The sequence below is a fragment of the Luteimonas sp. KH_071 genome (assembly GCF_057838005.1).
This window is the reverse complement of sequence record NZ_CM174458.1, coordinates 1,147,895-1,163,041: the sequence shown is the minus strand read 5'-3', so window position 1 is coordinate 1,163,041 and position 15,147 is coordinate 1,147,895. Positions and strand designations below refer to the sequence as shown.

Here is a 15,147-nt window from a genome sequence, read left to right as displayed (position 1 = left end):
TGTCCTTAGAGCTTGCTTACGGCGATCAGGTTCGCCAGTTGCGCGATGGACGGCTCCATCAGATCGGTCAGCGGCTTGGGATACACGCCGATCAGCAGCGTGCCGGCGGCGAATACGCCGAGCACCAGCGCCTCGCGGGCGTTGATGTCCTTGAGCGCCGCGACGTGCGCGTTCGACACTTCGCCGTAGAGCACGCGCTTGACCAGCCACAGGGTGTAGGCCGCACCGATGATCAGCGTCATCGCCGCGAAAAACGCGATCAGCGGATGGCTCTGGAACGCGGCCAGGATGACCATGAACTCGCCGACGAAGCCCGAGGTGCCCGGCAGGCCGGAGTTCGCCATCGCGAACAGCACGTAGAACGCGGCGAACCATGGCATCACATTGGCGACACCGCCGTAATCCTTGATGTTCCGGGTGTGCATGCGGTCGTAGAGGATGCCGATGCAGGAGAACATCGCGCCGGAGATGAAGCCGTGCGAGACCATCTGCACCATCGCGCCCTGCAGGCCGAGACGCGCGGCGTCGGAACCGTCCGGCACGTCGCGCATCAGCGCGAACGCGATGAACACACCCAGGGTCACGAAGCCCATGTGCGACACGGACGAGTACGCGACCAGCTTCTTCATGTCCTGCTGGACCAGCGCCACCAGACCCACGTAGACGATCGCGATCAGCGACAGACCGATGACGAGCCATGCCCACTCGTGGCCGGCGTCGGGCGTGATCGGCAGGTTGAAGCGCAGGAAGCCGTAGCCACCGATCTTCAGCATGATTGCCGCCAGGATCACGGAGCCACCGGTCGGCGCCTCGACGTGCGCGTCCGGCAACCAGGTGTGCACCGGGAACATCGGCACCTTCACCGCGAACGCGGCGAGGAACGCGAAGAAGATCCACATCTGCTCGGTCGACGACAGGCGCAGTGCGTACAGGTCGGGCAGCTGCCAGCTGCCGGCCTGCAGATACAGGTAGATCAGCGCGACCAGCATGAAGACCGAGCCGAGGAACGTGTACAGGAAGAACTTCACCGATGCGTACACGCGGTTCGCGCCGCCCCAGACACCGATGATGATGAACATCGGGATCAGCATGGCTTCGAAGAACACGTAGAACAGCATCGCGTCGACGGCGCAGAACACGCCGACCATCATGCCTTCGAGGATCAGCATCGAGGCGAAATACTGCGACACGCGTTTGGTCACCGAGCCCCACGCACCGATCAGCACCAGCGCGGTGGTCAACGTGGTCAGGATGATCAGTGCGACCGAGATGCCGTCCGCGCCGAGGTGGTACTCGATGTCCAGCGCCGGAATCCACTCGCGCCGCTCGAGGAACTGCAGACCCGCATTGGCGTAGTCGAAGCCGGTGAACAGCGGAATGCTGAGGACGAAGACGAGCAGCGCGAACGCCAGCGATACCCAGCGCGCCGCGTCGGGGCGGCGTTCGCCCAGGGCGAGCACGCACGCACCGCCGAGAATCGGCAGCCAGATCAGAAGACTGAGAAGAGGCCAGTTCGACACGTATCGTATTCCGTCAGCGCCAGTACTTGATGAGGATGGCCAGAAGCACGATCAGGCCGACGATCATCGCGAAAGCGTAGTGGTAGAGAGCACCGGACTGCAGCCGGCGGACGACGCCCGAGACCAGGCCGACGACGCGCGCCGGACCGTTCACGAAGAAGCCGTCGATGACCTTGGTGTCGAAGATGCGCGAGAGCTTGCCCAGGCCGACACCGCCGCCGGCGAAACCGCCGATCCACAGGTCGTCCATGCCGTACTTGTTCTCGAGCACGCGGATGGGCAGGCGGAACACGTGCGCGGCCTTCGCCGCCAGCTCGGGCTTCCACCAGTACATGACGGTCGCCAGCACGAAGCCCGCGACGACCAACCAGAACGCCGGCGCCATGAAGCCGTGCAGCGCGAACGCCGCCGGACCGTGCCACAGCGCTTCCTTCAACGCAGCCAGCACGTCGTTGGACGCCAGCACGTGGATCACGCCGTCGAAGAAGCCGCGCACTTCGTGATGGCCGGTCCAGTCGGTGCCGAACAGCATCGGGCCCGCGGTGAAATAGCCGATCAGGATCGACGGGATCGCCAGCAGGATCAGTGGCAGGGTCACCACCCACGGCGACTCGTGCGGCTCGTGCACGCCGTGGTGGCCATGGGCGTCGTGCGCGTGGTCGTCGTGAGCGGTCGCGGCGACCGCGTGACCGTGGCCATCGTCGTGCAGCGGCTCGTGGTGGGTTTCCTGCCCGTGCGCGTCATGCGCGGCGTGCGCGTCGGACGCATGCGCGTCGCGGAAACGCTCCTTGCCGAAGTACGTCATGTACAGCAGGCGGAAACTGTAGAACGAGGTCACGAAGGCGCCCAGCAGCACCGACCAGTACGCGTACTGGAACACCCAGCCGCCACCGTCGCTGGCGTGCTTGGCCGCCTCGATGATCGTGTCCTTCGAATAGAAGCCGCTGAAGAACGGCGTACCCACCAGGGCCAGCGTGCCGATGACGCTGGTCCAGAACGTGATCGGCATGTACTTGCGCAGGCCGCCCATCTTGCGCATGTCCTGCTCGTGGTGCATGCCGATGATCACCGAACCGGCGGCCAGAAACAGCAGCGCCTTGAAGAAGGCATGCGTCATCAGGTGGAACACCGCGGCAGAGTACGCCGACACGCCGAGCGCGACGGTCATGTAACCCAGCTGCGACAGCGTCGAATACGCGACGACGCGCTTGATGTCGTTCTGCACGATGCCGATCAGGCCGGTGAAAAAGGCCGTGGTCGCACCGATGAAGAGAATGAACTGCAGCGCGGTTTCCGACAGCTCGAACAGCGGCGACATGCGCGCCACCATGAAGATGCCGGCGGTGACCATCGTCGCGGCGTGGATCAGTGCCGAGATCGGGGTCGGGCCTTCCATCGAGTCGGGCAGCCACACGTGCAGCGGCACCTGGGCCGACTTGCCCATCGCGCCGATGAAGAGACAGATGCAGACCAGGGTCGCGACCGACCACTCGAAGCCGGTGATCACTTCGATCGTCTGGCCGCCACCGATGGTGGAATCGGCCGCAGCGAACACGGTCGCGTAGTCGAGGCTGCCGAACCAGTACAGCACGCCGGCGATACCCAGCAGAAAGCCGAAGTCACCGACACGGTTGACCAGGAACGCCTTCATGTTGGCGAACACCGCGGTCGGCTTCTTGAACCAGAAACCGATCAGCAGGTACGACACCAGGCCCACCGCTTCCCAGCCGAAGAACAGCTGCAGGAAGTTGTTGCCCATCACCAGCATCAGCATCGAGAAGGTGAACAGCGAGATGTAGCTGAAGAAGCGCTGGTAACCCGGATCCTCGGACATGTAGCCGATGGTGTAGACGTGCACCAGCAGCGACACGAACGTCACCACGACCATCATCATCGCGGTGAGGTTGTCGATCAGGAAGCCGACGTGCGCCGAATAGTTGCCGACCTCGAAGAACGTGTAGACGTTCTCGTTGAACGTCGGCGCGCCCTGCATCAGCTGCCACAGCGTGTAGATCGACAGCGCGCAGCTGATCGCGACGCTGGCGATGGTGACCGAATGCGCACCGGCGCGGCCGACCTGGCGGCCGAACAGGCCCGCGATGATCGAGCCCAGCAACGGCGCCAGAACGATCGCGATCAGGGTGGTCTGGGAAATTGTGTACTCCATGCCCGGATCAGCCCTTCAGCGTGTCGAGTTCGGCGACATTGATCGTGCGCCGGTTGCGGAACAGCGTGACCAGGATCGCGAGACCGATCGCGGCCTCGGCCGCGGCCACGGTGAGGATGAAGAACACGAAGATCTGCCCGGCGGCGTCGCCGAACTCGCGCGAGAACGCGATGAAGTTGATGTTGACCGCGAGCAGCATCAGCTCGATCGACATCAGCAGGATGATCACGTTCTTCCGGTTGAGGAAGATGCCGGCGACGCTGATGCAGAACAGCACCGCGCCCAGCGAGAGGTAGTGGCCCAGCGCGAGGCCGGTTCCGAACAGCTCGGTCATTTCGCTTCTCCCTCGCCGTCGCCCGGCGTCGGCTCGACGACCGGACGCACCGCGTCCATCTTGACCACGCGCATGCGGTCTTTCGCCTGCACGCGAGCCTGCTCGCTCGGGTTCTGGTGCTTGGTGCCCGGACGGCGGCGCAGGGTCAGCATCACCGCGGCGATGACCGCAACGGTCAGGATGACCGCCGCCACTTCGAACGGCAGCAGGAAGTCGGTGAACAGCCGGCGTGCGATCCACACCGTGTTCGACACGCCCGCCTCGTCGACCGCATCGGCGGCGAACGGCGCCATCTTCGCGCGCACGCCGATCAGGGTGACGATCTCGACCAGCATCACCACCGCGACGATCAGGCCGACGGGCAGATAGCGCACGTAGCCTTCGCGCATCGGCGCAACGTCCACGTCGAGCATCATTACCACGAACAGGAACAGCACCATCACCGCGCCGACGTAGACCAGCACCAGCGCGAGGCCGAGGAACTCGGCGCCGACCAGCAGCCAGGTGCAGGCGGTGGAGAAGAACGTCAGCACCAGGAACAGCGCCGCGTGCACCGGGTTGCGGGCACTGATCACCGCCACCGCGGACATCACGGTGATCGCGGCGAAGACGAGGAATGCAATCAGGTCGAAATTCATGACTTACCTGTACGAGGAGTCGGCGGCGCGACGTTCTGCGATCTCGCTCTCAAGGCGGTCGCCGATCGCCAGCAGCTGCGGCTTGGTCACGATGTTCTCGCCGCGGTTCTCGAAGTGGTACTCGTGCAGATGGGTCTCGACGATCGAGTCCACCGGGCACGACTCCTCGCAGAAGCCGCAGTAGATGCACTTGAACAGATCGATGTCGTAGCGCGTGGTGCGGCGGGTGCCGTCCTCGCGCTGTTCGGAGTCGATCGTGATCGCCAGCGCAGGGCACACCGCCTCGCACAGCTTGCATGCGATGCAGCGCTCTTCGCCGTTGGGATACCGGCGCAGCGCATGCAGACCGCGGAAACGCGGCGACTGCGGGGTCTTTTCCATCGGGTACATCAGCGTGTACTTGTCCCGGAACAGATACCGGAAGGTCAGCGCCATGCCGCCGAGCAACTCGAGCAGCAACAGGCCCCTGAACCATGCAACGAACTTGGCCATTACTGCCCTGCCTCGAAGATTCCGAAGTACGCCATCAGCGCGGTGACCACGATCCAGCCGATGCTGATCGGAATGAAGACCTTCCAGCCCAACCGCATGATCTGGTCATAGCGGTAGCGCGGGAACGAGGCGCGGAACCAGATGAAGCAGCTGGCGAAGAAGAACACCTTCGCGAACAGCCACCACCAGCCGTCGACCGACAGCAGCGGAATGCCCCAGCCCTGGAACGGCGACAGCCAGCCGCCGAGGAAGAAGATCGCGACCAAGAAGCTGATCAGGATCATGTTCGCGTATTCGGCGAGGAAGAACAGCGCGAATGCCGACCCCGAATACTCGACCATGTGACCGGCGACGATTTCCGACTCGCCTTCGACGACGTCGAACGGCGCGCGGTTGGTCTCGGCCACACCGGAGATGAAGTAGATGACGAACAGCGGCAGCATCGGCAGCCAGAACCAGTCGAACAGGCCCTTGCCGCCCGCCTGCGCCATGACGATCTCGGAGAGATTCAGACTGCCGGCACCGACCATCACGCCGACGAGCGCGAAGCCCATCGCGATTTCGTAGCTGATCATCTGCGCCGAGGCACGCATCGCGCCGAGGAAGGCGTACTTCGAGTTCGACGCCCAGCCGGCGAGGATGATGCCGTAGATGCCCAGCGAGGTCATTGCCAGCAGGTACAGCAGACCGGCGTTGGCATTCGACAGCACCAGCTGTGCATCGAACGGCACCACCGCCCAGGCCGCGAATGCAGGCGCCAGTGTGATCAGCGGCGCCAGCACGAACAGCACGCGCTGCGCGTTGGTCGGCTGGATGACTTCCTTGAACAGCAGTTTGAAGACGTCGGCGAAGGCCTGGAAGATGCCCATGCCCACATACATCGGACCGTGGCGCTGATGCATCCAGCCCAGCAGCTTGCGCTCCCAGACCACGTAGAACGCGACGCAGATGATCACCGGCATCGCGATCAGCAGGATCTTGAGCACGATCCACAGGATCAGTCCGATCACGCCCAGCGACATCAGCCAGTCGTACAGCGGCGCCGACAGATCGCCCAGCAGCGATGCGGTATTGGTCACGCCGGTTTGAACCGCACCGGTTTGGATCGCGCTCATGCCGCCACCACCTTGACCTTGCCGGCCGACAGCGCCGCCGTGGCGCCGTAGCCCGATTCCACCCACGCCGCGCCCGGTGCGACGCGATCGTCGATCGCCACCTGCAGCGTCGCGGTGCCAACCGCATTCGAGACCTTGGCCATGCCGCCGTCGGCGACGTTGCTGGCTGCAGCATCGTCGGGATGCAGCACGATGCGGGGACCGATGGTCAGCGGATGCGACTGCAGCGCGGCGGCGCGACGGGTCAGGCCGTCGACGCGATAGATCGCCTGGGTCACGGCCAGTTCGAAGCCGTCACCGTCGACGACCGGCGCCGCGGATGCGGCGACCGAGAGGGTCTTGTCCTGCAGACCTGCACGCAGGCCGGCGAGATCGGTGAACTCGAAGCCCGGGGCTTCGAGCGCGCCACCGAGGGCACGCAGTACGCGCCAGCCGGCACGCGCATCGCCCGGCAGCTTGCCGGCGGCGGTGGCCTGCTGGTCGCGGCCTTCGAGATTGGTCAGCGTCGCATCGATTTCGGCGAGTGCGCCGATCGGCAGGATCACGTCGGCGACCGCACGCGTGGACTGGCAGGCGAAGTGGCTGAAGGCCACGACCTGCGCCGCACCCAGGGCCTGCAGCGCCTTCGCCTGGTCTGCGAAATCCAGACCCGGCTCGATGCCGTAGATCACGTAGGCGCCGCGGCGCTCGGCCAGCATCGCGTTGGCGTCGCGCGCGGTCGGCAGCACGCCGGCGCGCGATAGACCCAGCGCGTTGGCACCGTGCGGAATGCGGCACAGCGATGCGCCGGTGTCGGCGGCGAGCGCGGCCGCAGCCTTGCGGATATCGGCCGCGTGCGCGCTGGCTTCCGCCTGCGCACCCACGATGATCGCCGCGTGCTTGGCGCCGCGCAGCGCGTCGCGCAGCTCGGCGACCTGCAGCGTCTCGGCGATCTTCGACGGCGCGACGATGGCCTTGTCTTCGATGTCGAAGGTGAATTCGAAATCGACCGGATTGACCACATACACCTTGGCGCCGCGCTTCCACGCCTGACGCACGCGGTGATGCAGCAGCGGCACTTCGTGACGCAGGTGGCTGCCGACCAGCAGCACGACATCGGCCTGCTCGAGTTCGGCGACCGGCATCGCGAAAGCTTCCGCGATGGCGCCATCGGACAGGTCACGCTGGGCGATGCGGTGATCGAGATTGCCGGTGCCTAGGGCATCGGCCAGACGCGCCAGCAGCGCGCCCTCCTCGTTCGACGTCGACGGATGCACCAGCACACCGAGTTCGTCGGCCGCGTTGTCGCGCAGGATCGTCATCGCGCGCTCGAGCGCCTCGTCCCACGAGGCCTCGCGCCACTCGCCGCCATCCTTGACCAACGGATGCACCGCGCGGTCATCGGCCGTCAGGCCCTGGTGGGAGTAACGGTCGCGGTCGGAGATCCAGCACTCGTTGACCGCTTCGTTGTCGCGCGGCACGGTGCGCATCACGTCGCCGCGGCGCAGGTGATGGAACAGGTTGCTGCCCAGCGCGTCATGGCCGCCGAGCGATTCGCGCGCGATCAGTTCCCACGGACGCGCACGGAAGCGGAACACCTTGTTGGTCAACGCGCCGACCGGGCATACGTCGATGACGTTGCCGGACAGCTCGGTCGTCAGCGGCTTGCCGTCGTAGGTGCCGATCTGCAGGTTCTCGCCGCGCTGCATGCCGCCCAGCTCGTAGGTGCCGGCGATTTCCGCGGTGAAGCGCACGCAGCGCGTGCACTGGATGCAGCGGGTCATTTCCGTCGCGACCAGCGGACCGAGATCCTCGTCGGCGACGACGCGCTTGCGCTCGGCAAAGCGGCTGACCGAACGGCCGTAACCGAGCGAGAGATCCTGCAGTTCGCACTCGCCGCCCTGATCGCAGATCGGGCAGTCGAGCGGATGGTTGATCAGCAGGAACTCCATCACGTTGCGCTGGGCCTTGAGCGCCTTCTCGTTGCGCGTGAAGACCTTCAGTCCGTCCATCACCGGCGTGGCGCAGGCCGGCGACGGCTTGGGCGCACCGCGGCCGCCGACTTCGGTGTCGACCAGGCACATGCGGCAGTTCGCGGCGATCTCGAGCTTGTCGTGATAGCAGAAACGCGGGATCGGAATGCCGGCCTTGTCGGCGGCATGGATGATCATCGAGCCCTTGGGCGCGGCCAGTTCGACGCCGTCGATGAAGACGGTGACGTGGTCGGGCGGCAGGTTCGGATTCACGGGCTGCGCGCTCATGCGGCGACCGCCTTGGACACGACGGTGCCGTTGCGCTGGTCGTCGACGAGGAAGCGCTTATTGACAATCGCGTACTCGAATTCGTCCCAGAAATGGCGCAGGAAGCCCTGCACCGGCCAGGCGGCCGCTTCACCGAACGCGCAGATGGTGTGTCCCTCGATCTGGCCGGCCGCGGCCCGCAACATCTGCAGGTCTTCCACCGTCGCAGTGTGGTCGGCGATGCGGCACAGCATGCGGTACATCCAGCCGGTGCCTTCGCGGCACGGCGTGCACTGGCCGCAGCTCTCCTTGTAGTAGAAGCGCGCGATGCGTCGGCATGCGCGCACCATGCAGGTCGTGTCGTCCATGACGATCACCGCGCCCGAGCCGAGGCCGGAACCGGCCTTCTGCAGCGCGTCGTAATCCATCGTCAGGCCCATCATCGTCTCGCCCGGCAGCACCGGCATCGAGGAACCGCCCGGAATCACGCCCTTGATCGTGCGGCCTTCACGCATGCCGCCGCACAGCTCGAGCAGCTCGGAGAACGGCGTGCCCAGGCGGATCTCGTGATTGCCCGGCTTGGCCACATGACCGGAGACCGAGAAGATCTTGCAGCCGCCGTTGTTGGGCTTGCCCAGATCCATGAACCACTGCGCGCCGTTGCGCACGATCGCCGGCACCGAAGCGTAGGTCTCGGTGTTGTTGATCGTGGTCGGCTTGCCGTACAGGCCGAAATTGGCCGGGAACGGCGGCTTGAAGCGCGGCTGTCCCTTCTTGCCTTCCAGCGACTCCATCAATGCGGTCTCTTCGCCGCAGATGTAGGCGCCCGCGCCGAGCGCGTTGTAGATGTCGACGTCGATGCCCGAACCGAGCAGGTTCTTGCCCAGCCAGCCGTTGGCATACGCCTCGGCGGTGGCTTCTTCCAGATGTTCGAAGGGCTCGTGGTGGAACTCGCCGCGCAGATAGTTGTAGGCCACCGTCGAGCCGGTCGCGTAGCACGCGATCGCCATGCCCTCGATGACCGCATGCGGGTTGTAACGCAGGATGTCGCGGTCTTTCGCGGTGCCCGGCTCGGATTCGTCGGAGTTGCAGAGGATGTACTTCTGCATTTCGCCCTTGGGCATGAAGCTCCACTTCAGACCGGTCGGGAAGCCCGCACCGCCGCGACCGCGCAGGCCCGACTGCTTGACCATCTCGATCACGTCGGCCGGCGGGATCTTCTCTTCGAGAATCCTGCGCAGCGCGCTGTAACCACCCGTCTTGAGGTAGTTCTCGTACGACCACGGCTTGTCGAAATGCAGCGTGGTGTAGACCGCCTGGTGTTCCTGCGGCGCAGGCCCGACGGGCCCGTAACCTTCGGAAGACTTGGGATGGTGATGTGCCATGTCCGCGCGATGCCCTACTTCAGACCATCGATCAGCTCGTCCACCGTTTCGGGTGTGAGCTTCTCGTGGTAATGACCGTTGATGACCACGACCGGCGCGCCGCAGCACGCAGCGACGCACTCTTCCTCACGCTTGAGGAAGACGCGACCGTCGGCGGTGGATTCACCCAGCTTGCAGCCCAGCTTCTTCTCCGCGTGCGCGACGAGATCCTCGGCGCCGTTGAGCCAGCAGCTGATGTTGGTGCAGAACGCGACGTTGTTGCGGCCGACTTTCTCGGTCTCGAACATCGAGTAAAACGTCGCGACCTCGTAGGCCCACACCGGCGGCAGGTCCAGATACTTGGCGACGCCGGCGATCAGTTCGTCGGTCAGCCAGCCATTGTTCTGCTCCTGGGCCGCGAACAGACCCTGCAGCACCGCGGACCGCTTGCGGTCTTCGGGGAACTTGGTCAGCCAGTGATCGATGTGCGCGCGCGTGTCGCCGCTGAGCACGACCATCGGGTCGACGCTGCGGGCGTTCTCGAAATTGCCAGTCGCCTTCATCGGTCGACTTCTCCGAACACGATGTCATAGGTACCGATCATCGCCACCACGTCGGACAGCATGTGTCCGCTGGTGATGGCGTCCATCGACGAGAGGTGCGCGAAACCGGGTGCGCGCAGATGCACGCGGAACGGCTTGTTCGCGCCGTCGGAGACCAGATAGCAGCCGAACTCGCCCTTCGGGGCTTCGACAGCGCTGTAGGTCTCGCCGGCGGGCACGCTGTAGCCCTCGGTGAACAGCTTGAAGTGATGGATCAACGCTTCCATGTCGTCCTTCATCGATTCACGCGACGGCGGCGACACCTTGTAGTTGTCCAGCATGACCGGGCCGGGATTCGCCCGCAGCCAGTTCACGCACTGCTGGATGATCTTCGCCGACTCGCGCATCTCGAACACGCGCACGAGATACCGGTCGTAGCAGTCACCGTTGACGCCCACCGCGATGTCGAAATCGACTTCGGCGTACTTGGCGTAGGGCTGGGTCTTGCGCAGATCCCACTCGACGCCGGAGCCACGCAGCATCGGGCCGGTCATGCCCCACGCCTTCGCCAGGTCCGGCGGAATCACGCCGATGCCGACGGTGCGCTGCTTCCAGATGCGGTTGTCGGTGAGCAGGGTCTCGTATTCGTCGACGCGGCCCGGGAAATCCTTCGCGAACGCCTCGAGGTAATCCAGCATCGAACCGCCGCGCCACTTGTTGAAGCGCTTGAGCTTCTCGCCCTTGCGCCAGCGCGACTCGGCGTACTGCGGCATCTGCGCCGGCAGGTCGCGGTAGACGCCGCCGGGACGGTAATAGGTCGCATGCATGCGCGCGCCCGACACCGCCTCGTAGACGTCCATCAGCTCTTCGCGCTCACGGAATGCGTAGAGCATCACCGCCATCGCGCCGAGATCGAGCGCGTTCGAACCCACCCACATCAGGTGGTTGAGGATGCGGGTGATCTCGTCGAACAGCGTGCGGATCCACTGCGCACGCTCGGGCGCCTCGATCCCCATCAGGGTCTCGATCGCGCGCACATAGGCGTGCTCGTTGCACATCATCGACACGTAGTCGAGGCGGTCCATGTACCCGATCGACTGGTTGAACGGCTTCGACTCGGCCAGCTTCTCGGTGCCACGGTGCAGCAGGCCGATGTGCGGATCGGCGCGCATCACGGTCTCGCCGTCCATTTCCAGGATCAGGCGCAGCACGCCGTGCGCGGACGGATGCTGGGGACCGAAGTTGAATGTGTAGTTGCGGATTTCCTGCTTCAGCGCTTCCGCGCTCGGCGTCGCGTTGGTGTGCAGCGAAGTGGTCGGCACGGCGCTCACTTGGCAGCCTCCACGCGGCGCGCGGCCTGTTCGTCATGCGCGGTCGCGAAACGGGCATCGTCACGGATCACGCGCGGCACGCCGACGCGCGGCTCGACCGAGGTCACCGGCTCGTACACCACGCGCTTGCGCTCGGCGTCGTAACGCACTTCGACATTGCCGATCAACGGGAAATCCTTGCGGAACGGATGACCGACAAAACCGTAGTCGGTCAGGATGCGGCGCAGGTCCGGATGACCTTCGAAGATCACGCCGAACAGGTCGAACGCCTCGCGCTCGAACCAGTTCGCGACCGGCCACAGACCGGTCAGCGAGGACACGACCGGCAGGTCGTCACTCGGCGCGAAGCACTTCAGCATCACGCGCTGGTTGTGCTGGATCGAGAGCAGCTGCGCGACCGCGGCGAAGCGGCGCTGCGGCACTGGAATGTCGGCATCGCCCTGCGGCTGCGCGACCTGGCGGCTGCCGGTTTCGCCGAACTTGAAACGGCCCGGACCACGACCTTCGACGCCGCGGCTGAAGCCTTCCGAGGACACGTCGGTGTCCCACTCGTCGCTGCCGTGACTGAGGTAGTCGACCCCACAGACGTCGATCAGCATTTCGAAGCCGAACTCGTCGCGCAATGCGCGCGCGGTGTCGAGCCAGTCGCCGGCAGTGGTGATCGTCACCTCGCCGCGCGGCAGTGCGATCGCCACGTCGGCGTCGGAGAAGCGCGCGCGCAGGCGCGCGGCGAACGCGGTGCCGGACTCACGCATCGCGCTGCCCCGTCTTGGTGTCGCCGAAGTTGGTGGCGCGGCGGATCTTCTTCTGCAATTGCAGGATGCCGTAGATCAACGCTTCGGCCGTCGGCGGGCAGCCCGGCACGTAGACGTCGACCGGCACGATGCGATCGCAGCCGCGCACCACCGAGTAGGAGTAATGGTAGTAGCCGCCGCCGTTGGCACAGCTGCCCATCGAAATGACCCACTTCGGATCGGGCATCTGGTCGTAGACCTTGCGCAGCGCCGGGGCCATCTTGTTGACCAGCGTGCCGGCCACGATCATTACGTCCGACTGGCGCGGGCTGGGGCGGAACACCACGCCGTAGCGGTCGAGATCGAGACGCGCCGCACCGGCGTGCATCATCTCCACCGCGCAGCAGGCCAGACCGAAGGTCATCGGCCACATCGAGCCGGTGCGTGCCCAGTTGAGCAGCACATCGGAACTGGTCGTGACGAAACCGCGCTCGAGCAGCGGGTTCTCGCCTTCCGGGCGCAGGATGTCGTCCACGCGGCCTTCCGGCAGCGGGTTGTTCATCAGGCGCGCGACGGTCTGGTTCACTCCCATTCCAGCGCTCCCTTCTTCCACACGTAGACGAAGCCGAGCAGCAGCATGCCGGCGAAGATGCCCATCTCGATCAGACCCAGCACGCCGAGTTCGCGGAACACGGTGGCCCAGGGCACGATGAAGATGATTTCCAGATCGAAGACGATGAACTGGATCGCGATGAGGTAGTAGCGCACGTCGAACTGCATGCGCGCGTCTTCGAAGGCTTCGAATCCGCACTCGTAGGGCGACAGCTTTTCCAGCGTCGGGCGCTTGGGCCCCAACAGGTTGCCAATGATCAGCAATGCAATGCCGATCCCCGTGGCAACGATCAGGAACAGCAGGGTCGGCAGATATTCGGCCAGCACTCGGATGTTCTCTCGGCTACGGCCGCAATCTGCGGCCTTGGCTCGGCGCCTGTGACGCCGCATTCTCGAAGCGTCGAAGCGCTTCACGAAGGCCGGGCGATGCACATGATGTGCGATCGCCCGATCCCGGCAATTGTACCGGTTACAGAACTGGTGAGTAAACGATTTCCGACTGCACGCAGGCAGTTGGCACAGCATTGCGCAGTTCCCGCGCGCAATCCGCGAATCTGGCGCGCGAATGATTCCTGTCCGCGCGAAGGCGCACACCTGCGGACACGAAAAAGCCCCGCTCGCGCGAGGCTCCTCGTGTCCGATGCACGCGGGGCGCATCGCTTTTCCGGTTGGTGCCCAAGAGGGGACTCGAACCCCTACGACCTAAGCCGCTACCACCTCAAGGTAGTGCGTCTACCAATTCCGCCACCTGGGCAGGTCAACCTGAAAACCTCATCCGGGCATACCGCCCCGGCGAGCCGCGCATTGTAATCCCAATCAATCGTTCTGGGGAGTGGGCTGCGGCGATTCCTGCGAAGAATTTTCCGGCACGGGCGGTGCGGCAGGTACGGCGCCATCGGCCGACGGCGCTGCAGGCACCGTAGCGTCCGCGGGCGCAGGCGGCGCGACCGGCGTGGCCGGCGCACCTTCAACCGGCGCGGTCGGCACCTGGCTCCCCATGACACCGAGATCCATGTCGAGCGCGTTCGGATTGGCGCGGTGCATCGCGTACCACGCCATGAACAGCGTGACCGCGAAGAAGCTGATCGCCAGCCACTTCGTGGCCTTCGACAGGAAGTTGGACGAGCCGCGCGCACCGAAGACGGTCGCGGACGCGCCGCCACCGAAGCCGGAACCGGCCGCGGCACCGGCGCCGCGCTGCATGAGGATCAACGCGATCATCGCGATGGCGATGATGACGAACAGGATGTTGAAGACGGTCAGCAGCATTGCGTGGGTGCTCTGGGTGCCCGCGGAGGGGTTTTGTGTCGGAAGCGCCGGCGGTGATCAGCGCGCGGCCGCGGCGACGATGGCCAGGAAGTCGTCGGCCACCAGCGAGGCGCCGCCGATCAATCCGCCGTCGACGTCGGGCTGCGAGAACAGCGCAGCGGCATTGTCGGGCTTGCAGCTGCCGCCATACAACAGCGGCAACGAATCGGCGATTCTAGCATCCTGCTTCGCGACCACGCCACGCAGGAAGGCGTGGACGGCCTGCGCCTGCTCCGGGCTGGCGGTCAGGCCGGTACCGATCGCCCAGACCGGCTCGTAGGCAACGATCGCGCCATCGAACGCGGCGACGCCCGCCCCGGCCAGCACCGCCTCGACCTGGGCCGCGATCACCGCTTCGGTGTGCCCGCCCTCGCGCTGCTCGCGGGACTCGCCGACGCACAGGATCGGTACCAGGCCGGCGGTGCGGGCGGCGACGAACTTCCGCGCGACCAGCGCGTCGTCCTCGCCGTGGTACTGGCGCCGCTCGGAATGACCGACCAGCGTGTAGACGGCGCCGACGTCGGCGAGCATCGACGCGGCCACTTCGCCGGTGTAGGCACCCTTGGCGTGCGCGCTGACGTCCTGCGCGCCGAATGCCACGCCGCGCCCGCCATGCGACTGGGTCAGCAACGGGAGATACGGATACGGCGGGAGCACGATCGCCTCGACCCCGCTGGGCAGGCCGCCGGCGATGGCTTCGACGAGCTCGGTGGCGAATGTGCGGCTGCCCTGCAGCTTCCAGTTGCCGGCGACGATCCTGCGGCGCATGCG

Annotated in this window: 15 protein-coding genes and 1 tRNA gene; all 16 read right to left on the bottom strand. The window is 65.4% G+C overall.

Going from position 1 to position 15,147, the window contains the following annotated elements; all coding sequences use genetic code 11:
• Positions 1-5 precede the first annotated feature (5 nt).
• Positions 6-1,520, bottom strand: coding sequence for an NADH-quinone oxidoreductase subunit M (locus tag AC3IRM_RS05385; RefSeq protein ID WP_489205209.1), 1,515 nt, complete (start codon positions 1,518-1,520; stop codon positions 6-8).
• Positions 1,521-1,533: 13 nt separating this feature from the next.
• Positions 1,534-3,687 carry an NADH-quinone oxidoreductase subunit L gene (gene nuoL / locus AC3IRM_RS05380; protein WP_489205208.1) on the bottom strand — a complete coding sequence of 718 codons (2,154 nt, stop codon included), beginning with the start codon at positions 3,685-3,687 and terminating at the stop codon, positions 1,534-1,536.
• Positions 3,688-3,694: 7 nt separating this feature from the next.
• Positions 3,695-4,021: an NADH-quinone oxidoreductase subunit NuoK gene (gene nuoK / locus AC3IRM_RS05375; protein ID WP_055247260.1), complete on the bottom strand. Its 327-nt coding sequence runs from the start codon at positions 4,019-4,021 to the stop codon at positions 3,695-3,697.
• Positions 4,018-4,659 (bottom strand): NADH-quinone oxidoreductase subunit J, encoded by a 642-nt coding sequence (locus tag AC3IRM_RS05370; RefSeq protein ID WP_489205207.1) that lies wholly within the window; start codon positions 4,657-4,659, stop codon positions 4,018-4,020. Before AC3IRM_RS05370 ends, nuoK begins: the two co-directional genes overlap by 4 nt.
• 3 nt (positions 4,660-4,662) lie before the next feature.
• Complete coding sequence (gene nuoI, locus AC3IRM_RS05365) at positions 4,663-5,151, bottom strand: NADH-quinone oxidoreductase subunit NuoI (RefSeq protein WP_489205206.1); 489 nt, start codon at positions 5,149-5,151, stop codon at positions 4,663-4,665.
• The gene (gene nuoH, locus AC3IRM_RS05360) at positions 5,151-6,173 is read right to left on the bottom strand and encodes an NADH-quinone oxidoreductase subunit NuoH (RefSeq protein ID WP_489205846.1); all 1,023 of its coding nucleotides are present in this window, start codon (positions 6,171-6,173) and stop codon (positions 5,151-5,153) included. The genes nuoI and nuoH overlap by 1 nt, the downstream gene beginning before the upstream one ends.
• An 89-nt stretch (positions 6,174-6,262) precedes the next feature.
• Entirely contained in the window at positions 6,263-8,506 is a 2,244-nt protein-coding gene (gene nuoG, locus AC3IRM_RS05355) for an NADH-quinone oxidoreductase subunit NuoG (protein WP_489205205.1), read from the bottom strand.
• The gene (nuoF, locus tag AC3IRM_RS05350) at positions 8,503-9,870 is read right to left on the bottom strand and encodes an NADH-quinone oxidoreductase subunit NuoF (RefSeq protein WP_489205204.1); all 1,368 of its coding nucleotides are present in this window, start codon (positions 9,868-9,870) and stop codon (positions 8,503-8,505) included. Before nuoF ends, nuoG begins: the two co-directional genes overlap by 4 nt.
• A 14-nt stretch (positions 9,871-9,884) precedes the next feature.
• Positions 9,885-10,412, bottom strand: coding sequence for an NADH-quinone oxidoreductase subunit NuoE (gene nuoE / locus AC3IRM_RS05345; protein ID WP_310153412.1), 528 nt, complete (start codon positions 10,410-10,412; stop codon positions 9,885-9,887).
• The gene (locus tag AC3IRM_RS05340; RefSeq protein WP_310153692.1) at positions 10,409-11,713 is read right to left on the bottom strand and encodes an NADH-quinone oxidoreductase subunit D; all 1,305 of its coding nucleotides are present in this window, start codon (positions 11,711-11,713) and stop codon (positions 10,409-10,411) included. Before AC3IRM_RS05340 ends, nuoE begins: the two co-directional genes overlap by 4 nt.
• A gap of 5 nt (positions 11,714-11,718) precedes the next feature.
• On the bottom strand, positions 11,719-12,477 hold the full coding sequence (locus AC3IRM_RS05335; protein WP_489205203.1) for an NADH-quinone oxidoreductase subunit C: 759 nt from the start codon (positions 12,475-12,477) through the stop codon (positions 11,719-11,721).
• Positions 12,470-13,048 (bottom strand): NuoB/complex I 20 kDa subunit family protein, encoded by a 579-nt coding sequence (locus AC3IRM_RS05330; protein ID WP_159679482.1) that lies wholly within the window; start codon positions 13,046-13,048, stop codon positions 12,470-12,472. Before AC3IRM_RS05330 ends, AC3IRM_RS05335 begins: the two co-directional genes overlap by 8 nt.
• Positions 13,039-13,395 (bottom strand): NADH-quinone oxidoreductase subunit A, encoded by a 357-nt coding sequence (locus AC3IRM_RS05325; protein WP_159679484.1) that lies wholly within the window; start codon positions 13,393-13,395, stop codon positions 13,039-13,041. Before AC3IRM_RS05325 ends, AC3IRM_RS05330 begins: the two co-directional genes overlap by 10 nt.
• A 342-nt stretch (positions 13,396-13,737) precedes the next feature.
• Positions 13,738-13,822 (bottom strand) — tRNA-Leu (locus AC3IRM_RS05320).
• A gap of 62 nt (positions 13,823-13,884) precedes the next feature.
• Positions 13,885-14,337, bottom strand: coding sequence for a preprotein translocase subunit SecG (gene secG, locus AC3IRM_RS05315; RefSeq protein ID WP_489205202.1), 453 nt, complete (start codon positions 14,335-14,337; stop codon positions 13,885-13,887).
• A gap of 57 nt (positions 14,338-14,394) precedes the next feature.
• Complete coding sequence (gene tpiA / locus AC3IRM_RS05310; protein WP_489205201.1) at positions 14,395-15,144, bottom strand: triose-phosphate isomerase; 750 nt, start codon at positions 15,142-15,144, stop codon at positions 14,395-14,397.
• Between the last annotated feature and the right edge of the window lie 3 nt (positions 15,145-15,147).

What these genes read in the sequence shown, in the direction of transcription:
- nuoL (WP_489205208.1), bottom strand. Translation starts at nt 3,687, where the DNA reads ATGGAGTACACAATTTCCCAGACCACCCTGATCGCGATCGTTCTGGCG.
- nuoK (WP_055247260.1), bottom strand. Translation starts at nt 4,021, where the DNA reads ATGACCGAGCTGTTCGGAACCGGCCTCGCGCTGGGCCACTACCTCTCG.
- AC3IRM_RS05370 (WP_489205207.1), bottom strand. Translation starts at nt 4,659, where the DNA reads ATGAATTTCGACCTGATTGCATTCCTCGTCTTCGCCGCGATCACCGTG.
- nuoI (WP_489205206.1), bottom strand. Translation starts at nt 5,151, where the DNA reads ATGGCCAAGTTCGTTGCATGGTTCAGGGGCCTGTTGCTGCTCGAGTTG.
- nuoH (WP_489205846.1), bottom strand. Translation starts at nt 6,173, where the DNA reads ATGTCGCTGGGCGTGATCGGACTGATCCTGTGGATCGTGCTCAAGATC.
- nuoG (WP_489205205.1), bottom strand. Translation starts at nt 8,506, where the DNA reads ATGAGCGCGCAGCCCGTGAATCCGAACCTGCCGCCCGACCACGTCACC.
- nuoF (WP_489205204.1), bottom strand. Translation starts at nt 9,870, where the DNA reads ATGGCACATCACCATCCCAAGTCTTCCGAAGGTTACGGGCCCGTCGGG.
- nuoE (WP_310153412.1), bottom strand. Translation starts at nt 10,412, where the DNA reads ATGAAGGCGACTGGCAATTTCGAGAACGCCCGCAGCGTCGACCCGATG.
- AC3IRM_RS05335 (WP_489205203.1), bottom strand. Translation starts at nt 12,477, where the DNA reads ATGCGTGAGTCCGGCACCGCGTTCGCCGCGCGCCTGCGCGCGCGCTTC.
- AC3IRM_RS05330 (WP_159679482.1), bottom strand. Translation starts at nt 13,048, where the DNA reads ATGGGAGTGAACCAGACCGTCGCGCGCCTGATGAACAACCCGCTGCCG.
- secG (WP_489205202.1), bottom strand. Translation starts at nt 14,337, where the DNA reads ATGCTGCTGACCGTCTTCAACATCCTGTTCGTCATCATCGCCATCGCG.
- tpiA (WP_489205201.1), bottom strand. Translation starts at nt 15,144, where the DNA reads ATGCGCCGCAGGATCGTCGCCGGCAACTGGAAGCTGCAGGGCAGCCGC.